The 18,808-nt window shown below is 69.5% G+C and carries 18 protein-coding genes; 2 read left to right on the plus strand and 16 right to left on the minus strand.

Going from position 1 to position 18,808, the window contains the following annotated elements; translation table 11 throughout:
* The 15 genes from R6V09_RS01450 to R6V09_RS01520 all read right to left on the minus strand — a co-directional run bounded on the left by R6V09_RS01450 (position 1) and on the right by R6V09_RS01520 (position 16,789).
* Entirely contained in the window at positions 1–1,113 is a 1,113-nt protein-coding gene (locus R6V09_RS01450) for a right-handed parallel beta-helix repeat-containing protein (protein ID WP_317879468.1), read from the minus strand.
* A gap of 56 nt (positions 1,114–1,169) precedes the next feature.
* Positions 1,170–2,192: a pectinesterase family protein gene (locus R6V09_RS01455; protein WP_317879481.1), complete on the minus strand. Its 1,023-nt coding sequence runs from the start codon at positions 2,190–2,192 to the stop codon at positions 1,170–1,172.
* A gap of 2 nt (positions 2,193–2,194) precedes the next feature.
* Positions 2,195–3,358 (minus strand): pectinesterase family protein, encoded by a 1,164-nt coding sequence (locus R6V09_RS01460; protein ID WP_317879469.1) that lies wholly within the window; start codon positions 3,356–3,358, stop codon positions 2,195–2,197.
* Positions 3,359–3,390: 32 nt separating this feature from the next.
* Positions 3,391–4,689 carry a pectate lyase family protein gene (locus R6V09_RS01465; RefSeq protein ID WP_317879482.1) on the minus strand — a complete coding sequence of 433 codons (1,299 nt, stop codon included), beginning with the start codon at positions 4,687–4,689 and terminating at the stop codon, positions 3,391–3,393.
* A 29-nt stretch (positions 4,690–4,718) separates the two neighbouring features.
* Entirely contained in the window at positions 4,719–5,507 is a 789-nt protein-coding gene (locus R6V09_RS01470; protein ID WP_317879470.1) for a rhamnogalacturonan acetylesterase, read from the minus strand.
* A 104-nt stretch (positions 5,508–5,611) separates the two neighbouring features.
* Complete coding sequence (locus R6V09_RS01475; protein WP_317879471.1) at positions 5,612–6,949, minus strand: ABC transporter substrate-binding protein; 1,338 nt, start codon at positions 6,947–6,949, stop codon at positions 5,612–5,614.
* Positions 6,950–7,066: 117 nt separating this feature from the next.
* Positions 7,067–8,578, minus strand: coding sequence for a glycoside hydrolase family 43 protein (locus tag R6V09_RS01480; protein ID WP_317879472.1), 1,512 nt, complete (start codon positions 8,576–8,578; stop codon positions 7,067–7,069).
* Positions 8,575–9,420: a PmoA family protein gene (locus R6V09_RS01485; RefSeq protein WP_317879473.1), complete on the minus strand. Its 846-nt coding sequence runs from the start codon at positions 9,418–9,420 to the stop codon at positions 8,575–8,577. Before R6V09_RS01485 ends, R6V09_RS01480 begins: the two co-directional genes overlap by 4 nt.
* Positions 9,420–10,556, minus strand: a complete 1,137-nt coding sequence (locus R6V09_RS01490) for a Gfo/Idh/MocA family protein (protein ID WP_317879483.1) — start codon at positions 10,554–10,556, stop codon at positions 9,420–9,422. The genes R6V09_RS01485 and R6V09_RS01490 overlap by 1 nt, the downstream gene beginning before the upstream one ends.
* A gap of 118 nt (positions 10,557–10,674) precedes the next feature.
* Positions 10,675–11,559, minus strand: coding sequence for a carbohydrate ABC transporter permease (locus tag R6V09_RS01495; protein WP_317879474.1), 885 nt, complete (start codon positions 11,557–11,559; stop codon positions 10,675–10,677).
* Positions 11,556–12,491, minus strand: a complete 936-nt coding sequence (locus R6V09_RS01500; protein ID WP_317879475.1) for a carbohydrate ABC transporter permease — start codon at positions 12,489–12,491, stop codon at positions 11,556–11,558. Before R6V09_RS01500 ends, R6V09_RS01495 begins: the two co-directional genes overlap by 4 nt.
* 113 nt (positions 12,492–12,604) lie before the next feature.
* A complete protein-coding gene (gene araD, locus R6V09_RS01505; RefSeq protein ID WP_317879476.1) occupies positions 12,605–14,335 on the minus strand; it encodes an L-arabinonate dehydratase in 1,731 nt (576 codons plus the stop codon).
* A complete protein-coding gene (locus R6V09_RS01510) occupies positions 14,323–15,231 on the minus strand; it encodes a dihydrodipicolinate synthase family protein (protein WP_317879477.1) in 909 nt (302 codons plus the stop codon). Before R6V09_RS01510 ends, araD begins: the two co-directional genes overlap by 13 nt.
* A complete protein-coding gene (locus tag R6V09_RS01515) occupies positions 15,228–15,920 on the minus strand; it encodes a GntR family transcriptional regulator (protein ID WP_317879478.1) in 693 nt (230 codons plus the stop codon). The genes R6V09_RS01510 and R6V09_RS01515 overlap by 4 nt, the downstream gene beginning before the upstream one ends.
* Positions 15,921–16,039: 119 nt before the next feature.
* The gene (locus R6V09_RS01520) at positions 16,040–16,789 is read right to left on the minus strand and encodes an MBL fold metallo-hydrolase (protein WP_317879479.1); all 750 of its coding nucleotides are present in this window, start codon (positions 16,787–16,789) and stop codon (positions 16,040–16,042) included.
* Positions 16,790–16,903: 114 nt separating this feature from the next.
* Between R6V09_RS01520 and R6V09_RS01525 the strand changes: the two genes are divergently transcribed.
* Positions 16,904–17,497, plus strand: a complete 594-nt coding sequence (locus R6V09_RS01525) for an HD domain-containing protein (protein WP_317879484.1) — start codon at positions 16,904–16,906, stop codon at positions 17,495–17,497.
* An 11-nt stretch (positions 17,498–17,508) separates the two neighbouring features.
* Here the strand turns inward: R6V09_RS01525 and R6V09_RS01530 are convergent, their stop codons facing one another.
* Positions 17,509–18,096 (minus strand): TIGR03086 family metal-binding protein, encoded by a 588-nt coding sequence (locus tag R6V09_RS01530; protein WP_317879480.1) that lies wholly within the window; start codon positions 18,094–18,096, stop codon positions 17,509–17,511.
* Between the two features lie 166 nt (positions 18,097–18,262).
* Here R6V09_RS01530 and R6V09_RS01535 point away from each other — a divergent pair.
* Positions 18,263–18,808, plus strand: a 546-nt coding sequence (locus R6V09_RS01535; RefSeq protein WP_327094564.1) for an MFS transporter, incomplete at its 3' end; no start/stop codon positions are given.

Consider the following 18,808-nt stretch of genomic DNA (forward strand, 5'->3'; position numbering starts at 1 on the left):
TCAGTTCATCGTCGCCCCGATCGTCGTGCTCCCTGTCGTCAGGAACGTCGTCGCCGGCAGTGTGCCGCTCGACGACCGGGCGTTGTACGTCGTCGACGCGTCCGTCGAGATGAAGGACGGGGTGGAGATGCCGGAGTCCCAGTTGTTGCCGGACGAGGTGACCGCGGAACCCTTGGTGACCGAGCCGCCGCCGTTGCTGACCGCGAGGTTCTTGCCGAGCTTGGCGGAGCTGGTGGCGAAGTAGTAGCCCCACTTGCTGTTGGCGTACGCGGTGGTGCGGTTGAGGACGAGGGCACCGGTGTTGGAGTTCTCGGTGAAGCCGTTGCCCGCGTTGCCCCAGGCCGCCGAGTTGTTGATGACGTGCGCGACGACCTCGCCGTCACCGCCCAGCTTGAAGCCGTTGCCGTCGCCCGCGAACGCCGAGTCCGACCACCGGTTGACGCCGTTGCCGAAGGACCAGGTGTGCTCGACGGTGACCGGGGTGGAGAAGGACCAGAAGTCGATCCCGTCGTCCGAGTTGTTGTACAGCCGCGCGCCGGTGACGAGGTTGCCGCTGCCGGAGCCGAACTTGATGGCGATCCCGTCCGCGTTCTCGCCGTGCGTCGCGGCGTCGTAATTGCCGTACGAGTCAATGTTCTTGACCGTGTTGTTGACGGTGCCGTCACCGGTGAGCGTGAAGCCGGAGTCACCGCCGTTGATGGTCTTGACGTTGTTCCAGTTGGTGCCGGTGCAGGACTGGCAGACGACCGCGCTGTCCGGGGAGTTCTGGAAGGTCAGGTTGGAGACGTTCCAGTAGTCGGCGGTCAGCTTGAAGATCCACGAGCCGGACGGCAGCGACGAACCGTCGATCTTGACCGTCTCCGAGCCGTACGCGGTGAGCGTGACGGGCGAGGACGACGTGCCGTTGGTCGTGGACTGCAGGGTGGCCGTCGGGTAGTAGGTGCCGCCGCGCACCTGAATGACCGTGCCGGCGGTGGCACTTGAGATCGCGCTGGTCAGCTCGGCGGTCGTGTCGACGACTACCGTGGCGGCCTGGGCCTGGGTGGGGAGCACGGCGAGGCCGGCGCCGAACGCCAGGGCCGTGGCCAGGGTGAGAGCGGTACGACGAGACATAGGAGTGCGGTCCTTTCGTCGTTCTGTCGCGGATGAGGCTGTCGTGGATGGGGACTTCAGGGACGCCAGTCGCCGAGATAGGTCGCGGGGGTGTGCAACCCGGCCTCGGCGGCCGTGAGTTGGGGCCGGTTCTCCGGGACGGTGATCACGGCGCCCGGTCCCGTGTTGCGGTACTCGTGGAAGCGCATCGACTGCCAGGGGTAGGCGTCGCGCATGTTCGTGTAGGGCGCGACCGGGTCGATGCCGGGCCCGATCCGGGTGTCCCGCACGACGAGGGACGGCCAGGCCGTCGTCTCGTACGACGGGACCCACGGCCGGGCCAGCTTGTACGCGGCGTCCTCGGCGCCGGAGGTGATCCGGGAGCGGACCGCGAGGATGCCGTGCGGGTTGGCGCGGGCGGTGGAGGGGGCGAAGACCATGCCCTTGGGCGTGAAGGTCACGTCCCGCTGCAGGGTGTGGAAGTGGCAGTCCGCGAAGACGGCGGTGGCCCGCCCGAAGACGAAGTCGACGTCCCCCTCGATGTAGCAGTGGGAGAAGTACTGCCGGCCGAAGACGTCCAGCGCCGTCGTGTCCACGAACAGCGTGTCCTGGTGGGCCAGCAGTCGGACGTGCGCGAACCGCGAGCGGTCACCGGTGACATACGCGGCCACCGCCTGTGTTCCGGTGATCTCCGGATGGTCGGCGCGCAGCCAGTCGTTGGCGAGCGTGAGATCGCGGACGGTCAGCCCCGGCGCCGCCGAGGTGAAGGTCGCGGAGCCCGCCGTCCCGTACGTCCCCGAACCGTCGGGCTTCTGCGTCCCGTTGGCGTTGTCGTAGACGATGACGACGTCACGCGGGTCACCGGTCGCACCGCGCAAGGTCAACTCCCCTGCCGCCGCAGGCACGTTGACGACCTCCCGGTACGTCCCCGGGTGCACGACGATCGTCCGGCCACTGCCGTCGACCGCGTCCACCGCCGCCTGCAGGGAGTCACCGGGCCGCACGTGCAGCACCCGGCGCCGGTCGAGGGCCACGGCGGGCGCCGCACCGGCGGCCACCAGTCCCCCGGCGATCCCGGCCATGAGTGTGCGTCTGCGCAGGGTCATCTCCGCCCCGGTTTCCAGTCGCCGAGATAGACGTCTCGCGTCGCCGACTCGGCCTGCTCGGCGGTGAGTTGGGGCCGGTTCTCCGGGGCGCCGATCTCGGCACCGGGGCCCGTGTTGCGGTACTCCGCGAACCGCTGGCTCTGCCAGGGATAGGCCTCCGACATGTTGGTGTACGGCGCCACCGCGTCGATCCCCGCACCGAGCACCGTCTCTCGCACGGTGAGCATCGGACGGGCGGTGGTGTCCGAGCCGGGCACCCAGGGGCGGGCCAACTTGTAGTAGCCGTCCGGGGCTTGGCTGCTCACGCGGCTGTGCGTCACCAGGTATCCGCGCGGGTTCGCGACCGCCGTGGAGGGCGCGAAGACGAAGCCGTACGGCGCCGTCGCCAGGTCGGTTCGGTTCAGGGTGCGGAAGTGGCAGTGGTCGTAGACGGCCGTCGCCCGCCCGAAGACGAAGTCGACGTCTCCTTCGATGTAGCAGCGCGCGTAGTACTGCCGGGCGAAGACACCGAGGGCCAACGAGTCGGCGTACAGGGTGTCTTGGTGCCCGAGGAAGTGGCAGTCGAAGAACGCCGAGCGGTCGCCCTGCACCTTGATCGCGACCGCCTGTGTGCCGGTGATGTCGGGGTGCTCGGCGCGCAGCCAGTCGTTGGCGAAGGTGATCCGGCGGGCGGTGAAGCCGTCGGTGCGGATGAGGGTGGTGGCCGAGCCGGAGGTGCCGTAGGTGCCCGAACCGTCGGGTTTCCGGGTGCCGTTAGCGTTGTCGTAGACGATGACGACGGCACGCGGGTCCTCTCCGGCGCCGAGCCAGGTCATCTCGCTCGCGGCGTCGGTGAGCCCGCCGGTCGCCGGGTCGGTGACTCCGGCGGTGACCGTCTCGCGGTAGACGCCGGGCGCGATGACCAGGGTGTATCCGGCGCCCGTCGCGGCGGTGACGGCGGCTTGGACGGTCGTGAAGTCGCCCCGGCCGCGCGGGTCGACGTACAGGGTGAGCGGGGTGAGGCGCGCGGCCGGTGAACCGTAGCGGCCGAACGGGCGGGAACGGGTGGCAGCTTGGGCGGGGCCGGAAGCGAGTCCGAGCGTGGCGCCCACGGCAATGGCGCCCGCCGCGAGGAACCCCCGTCTGGACAAGGGGCGTTGGAGGTACTCGTGCAAGGGCATGCGGGTGCTCCTTATGACGAGATGACGAGGGGTCAGCGCAGGCGGCCCGCACCGGCGTTGCGGTCGACGACGAACGGCACGGCCCTCGCGGGGTCGATCTTCGTGCGCAGGGTCGGCGTCCAGCCCGCGCCGGACTGGAGGATCTCGGTGGGCACACCGGCGTTGTGGACGGCGATCAGATCGGTGAGCTCGCCGTTGACGTAGTTGTCGTCGGCGGTGAGCGGCGCCTCGGACCACTTCTTGAGGATGGTCGCCTCGGAGACGCCGGTCGGGACCGTGAACGCGTTGTGCTCCGCGACGAGTTGGGACTCCAGGCCGATGCCGTAGCTGTAGCCGTAGCCGGGCTCGGCGACGAAGTGGTTGTTGTAGGAGTCGACCTGTCCGAAGCGGACGCGGGGTGCGCGCTCGACAAGGTTGGAGAACAGGTTGTGATGGAGCGTCACCTTCAGATGGCCCCGGTCGATGGCGGCGGTGGAGGCGCTGTCGCTGTTGCCGATGAGGATCGTCTTGTCGTGGTCGGCGAAGACGTTCCAGGAGGCGGTGACGTAGTCGGCGCCCTTGACGATGTCGAGTTCGCCGTCGTGCTGCTCGAAGATGCGCCCGTAGTAGGTGGGCAGTGAGCTGTCCGGGTGGTCGCCGTCGGTGAACGTGTTGTGGTCCAGCCACACATGGGTGGAGCCGTAGATGACGGCGCTGTCGTACTCGGAGTTCCAGTTGCCGGTGTCGCCGTCGGTCGGGTCCCACTGCGGGAAGCAGTCGAGCGGGCTCTCGAAGGCGAGGTTGCGGACGATGATGTTGTCGACGGCGGTGATCTGCAGGCTGGCGCCCTTGAAGCCGGCGTTCCTGCCGATGCCGACGATGGTGGTGTTGGCGGGCACGAACGCCTTGATGGCGGTGTTCTGGTTGGCGGCCGACACCCTGCGCAGACCCTCGGGGCTGTCGGCCGGCTCGTTGTCCAGGTTCTGGTCGTAGCCCCAGACAGCGGGGTCGTACGTGGCGAGGTACTGCGCGAAGTCGTAGCCGGGCGCGGCGAAGGAGGCACAGCCCTCGGCGTTGGCGTCGATGGTCCCCTTGACTCTGATGACCTTCGGCGCGGTGCCGCCGGCGGCCAACGCGGCTTTGAAGTCAGCCCAGTTGGTGACGGTGTAGACGTGGTCGGGGGTGGCGGCGGCACCGCCGCTGGTGCCGGTGCCGTAGGAGGCCCAGCCGTCACCGGCGCCGAGGGTCTCGCGGGCGAGGCCGCGCGGATGGGCCTGGGCGGTGGTGCTGGTGAGGGCGAGCGCCAGTGCCGTGCATCCCACCAGCGAACCTATGACGCGTCCATGACACATAAATGTACGCACTGTGCGGGTCTCCTTGCTCAGAGGAGGTCCGAGGCGTCAGTCGCCTCGGGCCAGGTGATCCAGGACGTGGGAATCTCGTCGCGCAGCCGGACGACGTCACGCGGCGCGAGCACCCGGGTGCGCGCCAACTCCCGCGCCACGAGCCGCGCCACGGCGATCGCACCGGGCGGATTGAAGTGCGTGTTGTCCTGCTCGGTGTCGGTCCAGTTGAAGTAGACCTTCGTCTCCTCGACCCCGAGCCGCTGCCACAACGCCAGCGACAACGCCTCGATGTCGAGCAGCGCGACCCGCTCCTGCTGGGCGAGCGCGCGCATCGCCGCCGGGTAATCCCCGTGGGACGGCAGGGCGTTGCCGTCGGCGTCGAACCTGCGGCGCTCGACGGGGGTGGCGAGCACGGGCCGGGCGCCATGAGCCCGCGCCCCTTCGATGTACAGCCGCAGATAGTCCTGGTACGTCGTCCACGGCTCGGTGTAGCGGGTCGGGTCGGCGGTCTTCTCGTCGTTGTGCGCGAACTGGACGAGGAGGAGATCACCGGGCCGGATGGTGGAGAGGATCGCCTCCAGCCGCCCTTCGTCGACGAAACTCTTCGAACTCCGCCCGTTCACGGCATGGTTGGCGACCTTCACTTCCCTCCGCAGAAAGAAGGGGAGCGCCATTCCCCACCCGGTTTCGGGTGCCTCGGTGGAGTATTTCTGAGCGGCGGTGGAATCACCGGCGATGTAGAGAGTGCGGCCCTTTTGCCGACCGGATCGTAGGGGAAAAGCGGCAAGACCAGCAAGGGCGATCTGTCTGCGGTTAAGAGACACGAAGGTTCACCTTCCGTCTTTGTCTTTTGTCTTTAGGGGCGCGGGGAACTGCGCGACCAGCCACAACGGACCCGCAGTCCCCCACGAACCGAAACCACCCGAGCTCAGTGGTTCTTCTTCCAATCCGCCTGCGCCGCATTCAACTGGTCGGCCAACGCGTCCAGGAACTCCTTCGCCGTCATCTTCCCGAGCAACAGCTTCTGGAAGTTCGGCTCGTTGTCCGCCTTGGAGATGGTGTTCCAGTCCGGCAGGTAATAAGGCAGCTGCACAATCTTCGTGTCGGCCCCGTTGAGCGCCTCCGCCGCCAGTCGCGTGGGCTCGGACTTCTGGATCCACGCGGCACCCGCCGCCTCCGTGTTCGCCGGCACCTGCCCCGCCGACTCGTTGAACTTGGAGTTCTCCGCCGCGGAGACCGCGAACTCGATGAACTTCCAGGCCGCTTCCTTGTTCTTGCTGGACTTGAACAGACTCAGCCCGTCAACGGGATTGGAGATCTGCACCCGCGTACCGTCGTCCAGCGTCGGATTGGGAATGCCCTTGAACTTGTCCGCGCCCAGCGCCTTCAGATGATCCTGGTACGACCCGAGGTTGTGACTCAGCATCCCGATCGTGCCGCTGTCCCACTGCGCGACCATCTTGGTGAAGTCGTTGTTGAGGTCGGCGGAAGGCGTGTCCTTCTTGAACAGGGCCACGTACTTCGCCAACGCGGCAACGTTCTTGGGGTCGTTGACCGTCGTCTTGTCACCGTTCCAGAAAGACGTGATCCCGGTCTGCCCGTACACCGCGTCCAACGCGGGCGCAATTGACCCCTCGCCACCCCGGATGGTGAAGCCGAACTTGTTCTTGGCCTTGTCGGTGAGCTTGTCGGCGGCGGCGTAGAACTTCGACCAGGTGGTCGGCGCGTCCAGACCGGCCGCCTTGAACAGATCGGTGCGGTACCACAGCGTGCCGTTGTTGGCAGAGGTCGGGATCTGGTACAGCGTGTCCCCGCCACCGGCGGACTTGCTGACGTCCAGCAGGTTCTCGCTCAACTTGCCGTTCAGCGCACTGGACTTGAGCCGGCTGTCCAACGGCTCCAGCGCCCCCTGCACCGCGACCTCGGCGAGCACCGCGGTCCCGACACCGCCGACGTCGGGCAGACCGCCGCCCTGGATGGCGGTGTCGTACTTGGACTGGGCGCTGGCGGCCGGTATCCCGACGTACTTGACCTTGATGTCGGGGTTCTTCTTCTCGAAGTCCGCGATGATCTGCTTCCAGATGTCGGTACGGACACCGCCGTTGTTGTCCCAGAAGGTGATCGTGCCCTTGCCGGAGCCCTCGTCGCCCTTGTCCTTCGCGCCGCCACTGCCGTCGTCGCCGCAGGCGGTGGCGGTCAGCGCGAGCACGGAGCCCAGGGCGACGGCCATCGCGGCCCGCCGGCTTCTGCGGATGCTGGTCTTCATAGGTCGGCTCTCTTCTGATGGATCCAACGGGGTGATGACGTCACGGACAGGGGCTGGCAAGCGCTTGCTACGGAGGTGCGTCATTGCGACTCCCAACAGGCGTACGGGCAGGGCGAGTTAGTGGAGAGAACTGATCCGGAACCGGGTGAACACGGCCGCGCCGGCATGTCCCGTGCCGACGGGCGCGAGCGCGAAGAGCCCGAGCAGGGCGCCGACCCAGCGCCAGGGGGTGGCGGCGAAGACCTGGCCGGTCGGACGCGGCCCGTCCCCGACGTCGTAGAAGAAGCGGCACCGCGCCCCGGCGCCGATCTCGATCCGCAGCCGGACCCGCCCCTCAGGTGCGGGGCAGGGCTCCCCCGCGTCCCGCTCACGCTCGGCGACGGGTTCGGCGAACCGGTGCACGAACCGGACCTCCCCGTCCGCGCCCCGCTGGAGTCCGATCCAGCTGTACGCGTCCCCGAGCACGGCCAGTCCGGCCCGCGCCCCCAACTCCTCGCTGTGCAGCCGTAGTTCGGCCTCGACGGCGGCCGGTGTGCCGGGGAGTCGCTGGGTGAGGAGGTTCGGGAGTCTGCGCAGGTCGTGCGCGTCGGCCGTGCGTGCGCAGGTCAGTCGTAGGCCGTCGCCCGAGTGGTGGGTGGCCCAGCCGTCCTGCGGGTTCGCCGTCCACTGCCACTGGCGGCCGTACCGTCCGCCGGGGAAGTCGTCGTCGGTGGCGGGCGCCGCGGGCGGCTGCGGCGGCAGGTCGGGTTTCGGGTGTACGGCCACGGGGGCACCCGCGTCGCCGATCACCGGCCAGCCGTCGTCACCCCAGCGCATCGGCTGGAGGTGGACAACTCGGCCGTGGGCGCCGCGCTGTTGGAAGTGCAGGAACCAGTCCTCGCCGGACGGGGTGCGCACCCACGCGCCCTGGTGCGGGCCGTTGACGTCGGTGCTCCGCTGCTCCAGGACGACCTTCTCCTCGTACGGGCCGAAGAAGCCGCGCGAGCGGAAGGCACCCTGCCAGCCGGTCTCGACTCCCCCGGCGGGCGCGAAGATCCAGTACCAGCCGTCGTGTTGGTGAACCTTGGGTCCCTCCAGGGTGAACCAGCCGGGGATGTGGTCCCCGTCGACGATCACCTTGCCGTCGTCGAGCAGGGTCGTGCCGTCGGGGTGCATACGGTGGCCGGTGAGGCGGTTCTTGATGCCCGCGCGGGACTTGGCCCAGGCGTGGACGAGATAGGCCTCGTCGTGGTCGCCGTCCCACAGGGGGCACGGGTCGATCAGGCCCTTGCCCTCCTTGAGGAGGTGGGGGCGGGTCCAAGGGCCGCGTATCTCGGGGGCGTTGACCTGGAAGATGCCCTGGTCGGGGTCGCCCCAGAAGATCCAGAAGCGCTCGTCGTGGTGTCTCAACGCGGGGGCCCACACGCCGCAGTCGTGGCGCGGGGTTCTGAACTCCCGTACGGGTTCGAGGCGTTGGAGAGCGTGGCCGACCAGAGTCCAGTTCACCAGGTCGCGGGAGTGCAGCAGCGGCAGGCCCGGTACGCGGCCGAAGCTGGACGCGGTGAGGTAGAAGTCGTCGCCGACGCGGATGACGTCCGGGTCGGACCAGTCGGCGTTCAGGACGGGGTTGGTGTACGTCTCGGGTGTCACTGGCCGACCGCCTTCCGCACCAGCACCGCTGCCTCGGCCCGGTCCAGGCGGCCGTCGGCGACTACGGTGACGATGCGTCGTACGACCGTGTCGCCGGGCGGGATCGGCAGCCGCTCCTCCGACGCCAACGACGAACCCACGCCCGGGTATTCGGCGGTGCGGACGAACCACGGGTCCTGGCGGGAGCGGTCCGTGGCGCCGGCGAGGACCAGCGTCCAACCGGTGCCGGCGAGGGCGAGCCAGTCGGCGCGGGTCCCGTGGACGGCCGGTTCGCCCTCTCGGTCGGCGGTGAAGACGTGCGGGGTCTCGGCCTCTTTGCGGGCCCGCCAGAAGAAGCCGCCGTACGCGGCTCCGGGGCGGCCGTTGGTGGCGGGGCTGCCGATCGACAGGGGGTCGGACGTCATGTTGGTGAGCGAGAAGGTGAAGTCCAACGCCCAGGCGGTGTCGGTGAGTTCGGTGGCGGCGACCGTACGGCGCTCGCGCAGCAGCTCGGCGCCGGAGGCCACCCAGCGCAGTTCCTCGACGAAGCCGTCGGGGTCGCGGAGCTGGAAGGCGGAGTGGCGTTGGGCCCCGTGGTTGTCCAGTTCCGTGGGGCCCTGGTCGCGGACGTATGTCCGGCCGCCCCAGAAGTTGTGCCCCTCGACGTCGGGAACGGCGACACCGACGCCGAGGTGGTGGGTGTGGTCGACGGGGCTCAGTTCGGTGACCGCCGTGCCGGCCAGGGTCGTGACGGGGTGCAGATAGGGGCGCGGGGAGAGCCTGGCGGGCAGCTCGGGCCGGGTGACGTACCGGGCGACCGGGCGGCCCGCGACGCGCAGCACCGGCGTGTCGTGGGTGATCATCAAGGGCTCACCTCTTTCGGTGGGGCCCAGGGGGCGCCCAGCTCGGAGTAGAGGGCGAGGGTGTCGGCCGCCGCCGTGACCAGTGCGTCGATGCCGGGGACGACCCGGCGGTTCTCGGCGGCCAGCAAGTTCCAGGCATCGGTGGGCAGTTGAGCCGGGTCGGGGGCCCGGCGGATCGCTTCGACGACCTTCATAAAGGCGCCCGTCGAGTCCGGTTCGGCCAACAGCGCGTCACCGTCGACGAGATGGGCGACCAGGTTCTCCAACAGGTCCGTGCTGCCGTACTCGAACTCCTCCGGGCCGTGGCCCGCGCGCTGGAGCAGGGCGCGGTCCTGCTTGTACCAGTAGGTGATCCGGCCCTCGCTGCCGTGCACCAACACATAGGGATCGCCGGGGTGTTCGGCGCACAGGGTCACGGCCACGGTGACCGGGCGGCCCTGGACGGTGGTGACGCGGACGCAGGAGGTGTCGTCGGACTCGATGTCGTTGGCGCGCACGAGTTCGGTCTCGATGCGGACGACGTCCTCGGCGCGGGTCGTGTCGTTGAGGGCGAGGGCGGTGGCCACGGCGTGCGCGAGGGGGTTCGTCAGCACGCCGTCGATCACGTCGACGCCGTTCAGGCGCCGCTTGCCCGCCCAGGGGGCGCGCCGGTAGTACGCCTCGTCGCGGGCCCAGGCACCGGCCCCGCCGACTCCGGTCAGCGTGCCGATGGCGCCCTCGGCGATCAGCCGCCGGATCGCGGGTACGGCGTGCGAGCCGAGTGACTGGAACCCGATCTGGCAGGCCACCCCGGCCGCGGCGACCCCGTCGGCCATCCGGCGGAACTCGGCGTACGAGGGCGCGGGCGGCTTCTCCAGCAGCAGGTGCACGCCCCGCTTCGCGGCGGCCAGGGCGAGGTCCGTGTGGGTCGGGATCGGGGTGCAGATCACCGCGACCTGGGCGCCGGTGGAGTCGAGGAGTTCGCCGAAGTCCGGTGACTGGGCCGGGAGTTCGCCGCCGAACTCCTCCTCGGTCAGCGGGGTCAGCTCGCAGATTCCGACAAGGCGTACAAGGCCCTTGTCCTGGAGCCGGCGGATGTTCTCGACGTGCCAGCGGCCGTGGCCCCGGGCGCCCGCGAGGACGACCGGGACGGGCATGGAGACGGGCGCGGTGACTGTCGTGGCCGCGGATGCGGTGACGGTCGTGGGACCGGTCTTGGATGTCATGGGATTCTCCCTGCTTCGACGATCTTCGCCAGCAGGGTAAGCGGTTGCCTCATCCCTTCACCGCCCCCGCGCTGAAGCCGGTGATCAGCCACTTCTGGATGAAGGCGAACACGATCACCACCGGTACGGCCGCGACGATGCCGCCTGCGGCGAGTGCGCCGAGGTCGACGCTGTCCGCGCTCATCAGGGTGTTGAGGCCGACCGGGATGGTCTGCTTGCTCTGGTCGGACAGGAACATCAGGGCGAACAGGAAGTGGTTCCAGGCGTGCACGAAGGCGAAGGAGCCGACGGCGATCAGCCCGGGCCGCAGCAGCGGGAGGACGACGATGCGGAACGCGGTGAAGCGGTTGCAGCCGTCGACCCAGGCGGCCTCTTCCAGGGACTGCGGGACGTTCCTGATGAAGCCGCTGATCAGGATCATCGACAGCGGGAGCTGGAAGACGGTCTCCGCGAGGATGACACTGCCGAGCGAGTTGATCATCTGGAGCTTGGCGAAGATCTGGAACAGCGGGACCAACAGCAGGGCGCCCGGCACGAATTGGGAGCAGAGCAGGGCGAGCATGAAGGTGCGCTTGATCCTGAACTCGAAGCGGGCGAGCGCGTAGCCGCCGGCCAGGGCGACGACCGTGGTGAGGACCAGGGTGGCCACGCCGACGTAGACGCTGTTCTGGAAGTAGACGCCGAAGCTGCGTTCGGTCCACACCTTCTGGAAGTGGTCGAGGGTCATCGGCCAGGGCACGAGGGAGGTCGAGCCGGACGGGCGGAACGCGAAGAGCAGGATCCAGTAGAAGGGGATCAGGGTGAAGACGAGGTAGATGCCCAGGGGGAGGTAGATCTGCCAGCGCGGGACCTCGTCCCAGGCGCGGCGGACCTTGCGCGGCTGCTGCGGTGCGGCGGACTCCCGCTCGCGGGCCGGGGCGATCTCGGTGATCACTTGTCGCCGCCTCCGAACTTGCTCAGACGCAGGTAGATGATCGAGAAGAAGAGAAGGATGACGAAGGCGACCGTGGTGAGGGCCGAGGCGTAGCCGAAGTTGTGGGCCTCGACGCTGGTGTTGGCGACGTAGAGCGGGAGCGTGGTGGTCTCGCCGGCCGGGCCGCCGCCGGTCAGGGTGTAGAGGAGGTCGACGTTGTTGAACTCCCAGACCGCCCGCAGCAGCGTGGAGAGGACGATCGCGTCCTTGAGGTGCGGCAGCGTGATGTGCAGGAACTGCTTGAAGCGGCTGGCGCCGTCGACCTCGGCGGCCTCGTACAGGTCCTTCGACACGGACTGGAGGTCGGCGAGGATGAGGATCGCGAAGAAGGGGACGCCTCGCCAGAGATCCGCAACTACGGCTGCGGAGAAGACGGTTGAGGGGTCGGACAGCCAACTCGTGCCGTACTGGCCGATTCCCATGTCCGCGAGATAACGGGTCACGCCTGTCTGGGAGTTGTAGAGCAGTACCCAGATCGCGGAGGTCAGTACGCCCGACACGGCCCACGGGGAGAACACCAGCGCGCGGCCGATGGACCGGCCCACGAAGGTCTGGTTGACGATCAGCGCGAGGGCGAGACCGAAGAGCAGTTGGAGGCCCACCTCTACGACGACCCACTTGAAGCTGAAGGTCAACGTGTCCCAGAACTGCGGGTCGTTGGTGAAGGCGTGGGTGAAGTTGTCGAGGCCCGCGAAGCCGTTGCGCCACGGCTTGGTGGGGTTGTAGTTCTGCAGGCTGTAGTAGAAGACGCTGATCACCGGGTAGGCGATGAAGCCCAGCATGAGCAGCGCGGCCGGGGCGATCAGCAGATACGGGAGCCTGCGCGGGGTCGCGGAGGCACGGCGCCGCCGGGGTGGCGCGGGCGGTTTCGCCACGGCTGCGGCTTGGGCCATGACTGTTCTCCGTTCCAGTGGGGCGGGTGCAGCGGGTGCGGGTGTCGTTCAGGTGCAGGTGCGTTCAGGTGCAGGAAGCGCTTGCTCGACGGGCATGCGAAGCGAGGGGGTGCTCAACCGGCGTACGGGTCCGGCACCTTGCCCGGCCGGGCCAGGAACTCGAAGTCGCAGCCGGTGTCCGCCTGGGTGATCTGTTCGTTGTAGAGCGCGCCGTAGCCGCGCTCGTACCGTGCGGGCGGCGGTGCCCACTCCGCCCTGCGTCGCGCCAACTCCTCGTCGTCCACGTTGAGTTGGAGAGTGCGTGCCTCGACGTCCAGAGTGATGGTGTCCCCGGTCCGCACGAGCGCCAGTGGTCCACCGATGTACGACTCGGGTGCGATGTGCAGTACGCACGCGCCGTAACTCGTGCCGCTCATCCGGGCGTCGGAGATGCGGACCATGTCCCGGACGCCCTGCTTGAGGAGGTGGTCGGGGAGCGGGAGCATGCCGTACTCGGGCATGCCGGGGCCGCCCTTGGGGCCCGCGTTGCGCAGCACCAGCACGCTGTCGGCGGTGATGCCCAACTCCGGGTCGTTGATGGTGCGTTGCATGGTCCGGTAGTCGTCGAAGACGACCGCGGGGCCGGTGTGTTTGAGCAGGTGCGGTTCGGCGGCGATGTGCTTGATGACGGCGCCGTCCGGGCAGAGGTTGCCGCGCAGGACGGCGACCCCGCCCTCGTGCGCGACCGGGTTGTCGCGCGGTCGTATGACGTCGTCGTTGTGCACCTGCGCGCCGGCGAGCTGTTCGCGCAGGGTGTCGTACGAGACCGTCGGCCGGTCGAGGTGGAGCAGGTCCGTGATCCGGGAGAGGAAGCCGGGCAGGCCGCCCGCGAAGTGGAAGTCCTCCATGAGGTACGTGCGTCCGCCGGGCCGTACGTTCGCGAGGACCGGGACCGTGCGGGCGATGCGGTCGAAGTCGTCGAGCGTGAGGCGGACGCCCGCGCGGCCGGCCATGGCGATCAGGTGGATCACGGCGTTGGTGGAGCCGCCGAGGCCGAGGACGGTGGTGACGGCGTCCTCGAAGGCTTCCGGAGTGAGGATCGACGAGAGGACACGCCCCTTGTGGACTTGCTCCACGATCCTCATGCCGGACTGCGCGGCCATCCGGTCGTGTCCCGAGTCCACGGCCGGAATGCTCGACGCGCCCGGCACGGTCACACCCAGCGCCTCCGCCGCGGCCGTCAGCGTGGACGCCGTCCCCATGGTCATGCAGTGCCCGGGCGAGCGCGCGAGGCCGCTCTCCAGTTCGGTCATCTCACAGTCGCCGATGAGACCGGCGCGTTTGTCGTCCCAGTACTTCCACATGTCGGTGCCGGAGCCGAGGATCTCGTTGCGCCAGTGGCCCGGCAGCATCGGCCCGGCGGGGACGAAGACGGTGGGCAGGTCGACGCTGGCGGCGCCCATGAGGAGCGCGGGGGTCGACTTGTCGCAGCCGCCCATCAGCACGGCACCGTCGACGGGGTACGACCGCAGCAGTTCCTCGGTCTCCATCGCGAGGAGGTTGCGGTAGAGCATCGGGGTCGGCTTCTGGAAGGTCTCGCTGAGCGTGGAGACCGGGAACTCCAGCGGGAAGCCGCCCGCCTGCCACACGCCCCGCTTGACCGCCTGGGCGCGGTCACGGAGGTGCACATGACAGGGATTGATGTCCGACCAGGTGTTGAGGATCGCGATGACGGGCTTGCCGAGGTGTTCCTCGGGGAGGTAGCCGAGCTGACGGGTGCGGGCCCGGTGGCTGAAGGAGCGCAGCCCGTCGGTGCCGTACCACTGGTGGCTTCTGAGCTCTTCCGGTGCCTTCATGTGGACCATCCGGCGGCTATCGCGGCGACCTCGGCGCGCTCGCTCTCGGGCAGGGACTTGCTGGGCGGCCGTACGTCGCGGCGGCACAGGCCGAGGGACGCAAGCGCTTCCTTCACGATCGTGACGTTGTTCGCCGAGCCGTTTGCGGCCCTTAGTTCCTCAAAACGGCGGATCTGTTCCCACACCTTCATCGCCGCGGGGTAGTCGCCCGATCGAAGCGCTTCGATCATGTTCAGCGAAACGGACGGGGCGACATTCACGAGCCCGGAGGTGAAGCCGGTGGCGCCCGCCGAGAAGTAGGACGGCGCGTACGGTTCGGCCAACCCGGCCACCCACACGAAGCGTTCGAGCCCCGCGTCCCGGGCGAAGGCGGCGAAGCGGGCCGCGTCCGGGACGGCGTATTTCACGCCGATCACGTTCGGGCAGTCGTCGGCGAGTTCGGCGAGGCGGGCGCCGAGGAGTTGGGCGTTGCGGATGTACGGGACGACGCCCAGGTCGGGCACGGCCTCGGCGATGGCGCGGTGGTAGTCGACCCAGCCGCCCTGCGAGACGTAGGGGTGGACGGGCTGATGGACCATCACCATCTGGGCGCCGTGGTCGTGGGCGTGCCGGGCGGAGGCGATGGCGGTGGGCACGTCGTGGCCGACACCGACGAGGACAGCGGCGCGTTCGCCCGCCTCGTCGACGGTCAACTCCGTTACCAGTTGGCGTTCTTGAGGGGTCAGGGCGTAGAACTCGCCGGTGTTGCCGTTCGGCGTGAGGATGCCGATCCCGCCGTCGAGCAGGCGGCGCAGCAGGGCCCGGTGGGTGTCTTGGTCGACGCTGCCGTCCTCGGCGAACGGTGTCACCGGGATCGCCACCACGTCCGCCAGGGCGGCCCGTTGGGCCTCGAACGCCGCTGTCATGCCTGACCGTCCTCTCCCTGGGTTCCCGACTCGGTGCCGGGTCCCTGTCCCAACTCGGTGCCGGGGAAGGCCCGTTGCACGAACGACGCGATGTGGGCGTGCAGCGCGGTCGCCGCGGCGTCCGCGTCGCCGTCGAGGGCGAGCCGCAGGATCTCGCGGTGTTCGCCGGCCTCCCGTTCCCAGGAGGGCGAGGCGGCCCAGGCGACGGCGGAGACGAGGGCGGCCTGGTCGCGGACCTCGTCGAGCATCCGGCCGAGCAGCGGGTTGCCGCACGGCAGGTACAGGGCGCGGTGGAACTCCCGGTTGGCGAGGGAGCGTTCGGCGGTGTCGGTGGCCTCGTCGGCGCGGGTCAGGGCTTCACGAGCGGCGTCCAGGGAGGCGCCCAGTCGTACGGCCCGCCGGAGCGCCTCGGGTTCGAGGAGCAGCCGGACGTCGTACACCTCGCGCGCCATGTCCGCGTCCACCATGCGCACCGTGACGCCCTTGTACTGGTTCATCACGACGAGCCCGGTGCCTGCCAGGGTCTTGAGCGCCTCGCGCACCGGGGTCTTGGACACCCCGAACTGTGCGGCGAGTTCGGTCTCGACCAGTGGCTGACCCGGCGTCAACTGCCCGGTGAGGATGCGGCGTTTGATCTCCTCCTGCACGTACTGCGTGCGGGAGGGGATCGGCGTGGGCACAGAGGTCATGCGCGCCTCTCGGATCTCACATATCGCGTCTCATATATGACGTACGAAGTACGACGCGTTGAAGGTAGGAGCGGCCCTGTGTTTCGTCAATGCTTCTGACAAAGGAACGAGAAAGCGCTTCACATGGTCTTGGTGACGCCTTCCAGCGCGGCGGAGGTCCGGCCGGGGAAGATCGCGGCGGCGCGTTCCAGGGCCGCTTCCCTGGTGAGGGTGGGTCCCACGTGGGTGATGAGGAGTTCGCGCGCGCCCTTGGCGCAGGCGCCGGCGTCCTCGGGCGTGAGGTGGACCTGGCGTTCGCCTTCGCGATGCCGGTCGACGTCGGCCTCGCACAGGAACACGTCGGCGCCGCCCGCGAGTTCGGCCAGTGCCTCGCAGGGTCCGCTGTCCCCGGAGTAGCCGAGGACACTCCCCTGGCACTCGGCGCGCAGCCCGTACGCCTCGGTGTCGTGGACGACGGCGCGCGCGGTGAGGCGGAGGTTCCAGTGCCGGACGGCGTGGCCGTCGTAGAGCGGACGGAAGTCGAAGACGCCGCTCAGGAACCGGACGTCCGGCTGCCCGAAGAAGCCGGCGAGGCGGCGGGCGCAGTCCTGCGGGGCGTAGACCGGGATCGGGGCGGCCGGGGTCATCCCGCCGAAGGCGAACGCGTAGGCGGCGGCGAGGAGATCGGCGCTGTGGTCGGCGTGCAGGTGCGAGATCCAGATCGCGGTGAGCCGCGCCGGGTCCGTGTGCCGCTGCAACTCCGCGAACGTTCCGGTGCCCGCGTCCACCCACACCTCGGCGCCGCCGCCGCGCAGCAGGTACCCGGAGCAGGGGCGGCCGGGGCGTGGATGCGGGGAGGCGGTGCCGAGGACGGTCAGACTGAGAGGCATGGTGGGGAAGAGTACGGTTCCGGGGCGTGCGGCACTCACATTTCAGGGCGTTCCGTGGTGCTCGGTCTCGGAACGGTCGGCTCCTGGGTACGCGGTCAGTACCCTGACGCGATGATGGCCAACACTCTCCTGTCGAGGGCGATGACCGGTGCCGTCGACCCGCCGCTGCTGCCGCTGCCGGACCGTGTGGTCGTGCTGCTGTCGGAGCTGGGGAGCCCGCCGCGGCTGGCGGCCCATCTGCGGGCCGTCCACGATGTCGCACATCGGCTGGTCGACTGGGCGGAGCGGCACTGCCCGGCCCTGTCCCTCGACCGCGAGGCGGTGCTCTTCGGGGCGGCGACGCACGACGTGGGCAAGACGGTGCACGTCTCCGAGCTCTCCGGGCCCGGGGCCGCGCACGAGGAGGCGGGACGGACTCTCCTGCTGGGCCACGGTGTCGACCCGGAGCTGGCCCGCTTCGCCGCGACGCACGCCTCGTGGGCGCAGCCGCAGGTCGGTCTTGAGGACCTGCTGGTGAGCCTCGCCGACAAGGTGTGGAAGAACAAACGCGTCCCCGAGCTGGAGGATCTCGTCGTGGCCCGGCTGACCGCGGCGACGGGCCGGGCGGCGTGGGAGGAGTTCATGGCGCTCGACGAGATCCTCACCCGCATCGGGGACGGGGCGGACGAGCGGTTGGCGTTCCAGTCGTCGTTCCCGGTCCACACCTGAGGGCGCCGGGTCTACGGCTTCCAGCCCGGGTCCCGTCCGCTGAGGCCCACCGCCCGGTCCAGGAGTGGGGCGTCCGCCGGTACCGGCACCACTCGTCCGAAGATGCCCCCGCCGCCGGTCGGGTCCTCCGCCACCGCCAGCAGGAAGGTGTACGAGGCCTGGAGCGCGGTCGGGTCGGGGTCGTAGGGCTGGCCGGTGGCGCGGGCCAGGTCCCAGCCGTGGACGACCAGTTCGTCGGCCACGACGGCGGCGGCGATCTCGCCGGGGAGGTCGATGCCGCCCGCGCGGGTCATGCCGGTCCAGGCGGCCGGGTCGCGCCAGGCGTCGGCGAGTCCGTCGAGGACCTTGGGGAAGTCCTCGCGCCAGCCGGGGCCGATGTCGGAGGCGGCGGTGTCCGGTGCGGTGTCCGTCATGACGCCCAGGTCCTTGCGCGCGGCGTCGCGGAAGGCGACGGACAGGCCGAGCAGATGTCCCAGCATGTTGCGTACGGCGGTGCCGGGGCACGGGGTCACGTCCCTGAGCTGCTCGTCGGTGACGCCCTCCACGAGCCGGGCGACGACACGGGTCTGCGGGCCGAGGTCGAAGATGCTGTCGGTCATGCGCTTCCCTTCCGGGGATCGGTCCTCACTCTTGGGGTAGACCGGCGGTGGCCCGGGAACTCATCGCCCGACAGGTTGCGACGGGTTCCCGCCCGCGCCGCGCGGCGCGTTTCTAGGGCACCTGCCCGATGTCTCACCCCCGGCCTTAGACCCACGATGACCAGGCATGACGACGAACTGGGCGGTGACCCGCATCCTGCGGGACCGCAACGCGGGGCTGTATTTCACGGGTCTGGTGGTGTCCGCCTTCGGCACGTCCGCGCTGGGGCTGGCGGCCGGTGTGTGGGTGAAGGACCTCAGCGGCTCGAACGGGCTGGCCGCGCTGTGCGTGTTCGCGGTCTGGGCGCCTACCCTGTGCGGCCCGGCCCTCGGCACGATCGCCGACCGCGTCCGCCGCAAGCCCCTGCTGATCCGGACGAACCTCGGCCTGGCCACGCTCCTCCTCACCCTCTTCGGCGTCGACTCCCGCGCCGACCTGTGGCTCCTGTTCACCGTCCTGCTCGTCTACGGCACCATCGTCGTCGTCCAGGACCCCGCCGAGTCGGCGCTTGTCGCCGCCGTCGTGGCCCGGGATCTCCTCGGTGACTTCAACGGGCTGCGGATGACGGCGGTGGAGGGCATGAAGCTGGTCGCGCCGCTGACGGGCGCGGGCCTGTACGCCGCGTTCGGCGGGCCCGCGGTGGCCTGTCTGGACGCGGTGACGTTCGCGCTG

The sequence above is a fragment of the Streptomyces sp. W16 genome, from assembly GCF_033194735.1.
Lineage (GTDB): Bacteria > Actinomycetota > Actinomycetes > Streptomycetales > Streptomycetaceae > Streptomyces.

Bases quoted from the DNA above. Each gene is read 5' to 3' on its own strand.
- R6V09_RS01485 (WP_317879473.1), bottom strand. From the start codon at position 9,420: ATGATCACCCACGACACGCCGGTGCTGCGCGTCGCGGGCCGCCCGGTC.
- R6V09_RS01500 (WP_317879475.1), bottom strand. From the start codon at position 12,491: ATGGCCCAAGCCGCAGCCGTGGCGAAACCGCCCGCGCCACCCCGGCGG.
- R6V09_RS01525 (WP_317879484.1), top strand. From the start codon at position 16,904: ATGGCCAACACTCTCCTGTCGAGGGCGATGACCGGTGCCGTCGACCCG.
- R6V09_RS01490 (WP_317879483.1), bottom strand. From the start codon at position 10,556: ATGCCCGTCCCGGTCGTCCTCGCGGGCGCCCGGGGCCACGGCCGCTGG.
- R6V09_RS01530 (WP_317879480.1), bottom strand. From the start codon at position 18,096: ATGACCGACAGCATCTTCGACCTCGGCCCGCAGACCCGTGTCGTCGCC.
- R6V09_RS01460 (WP_317879469.1), bottom strand. From the start codon at position 3,358: ATGCCCTTGCACGAGTACCTCCAACGCCCCTTGTCCAGACGGGGGTTC.
- R6V09_RS01515 (WP_317879478.1), bottom strand. From the start codon at position 15,920: ATGACCTCTGTGCCCACGCCGATCCCCTCCCGCACGCAGTACGTGCAG.
- araD (WP_317879476.1), bottom strand. From the start codon at position 14,335: ATGGTCCACATGAAGGCACCGGAAGAGCTCAGAAGCCACCAGTGGTAC.
- R6V09_RS01475 (WP_317879471.1), bottom strand. From the start codon at position 6,949: ATGAAGACCAGCATCCGCAGAAGCCGGCGGGCCGCGATGGCCGTCGCC.
- R6V09_RS01465 (WP_317879482.1), bottom strand. From the start codon at position 4,689: ATGTGTCATGGACGCGTCATAGGTTCGCTGGTGGGATGCACGGCACTG.
- R6V09_RS01520 (WP_317879479.1), bottom strand. From the start codon at position 16,789: ATGCCTCTCAGTCTGACCGTCCTCGGCACCGCCTCCCCGCATCCACGC.
- R6V09_RS01450 (WP_317879468.1), bottom strand. From the start codon at position 1,113: ATGTCTCGTCGTACCGCTCTCACCCTGGCCACGGCCCTGGCGTTCGGC.
- R6V09_RS01510 (WP_317879477.1), bottom strand. From the start codon at position 15,231: ATGACAGCGGCGTTCGAGGCCCAACGGGCCGCCCTGGCGGACGTGGTG.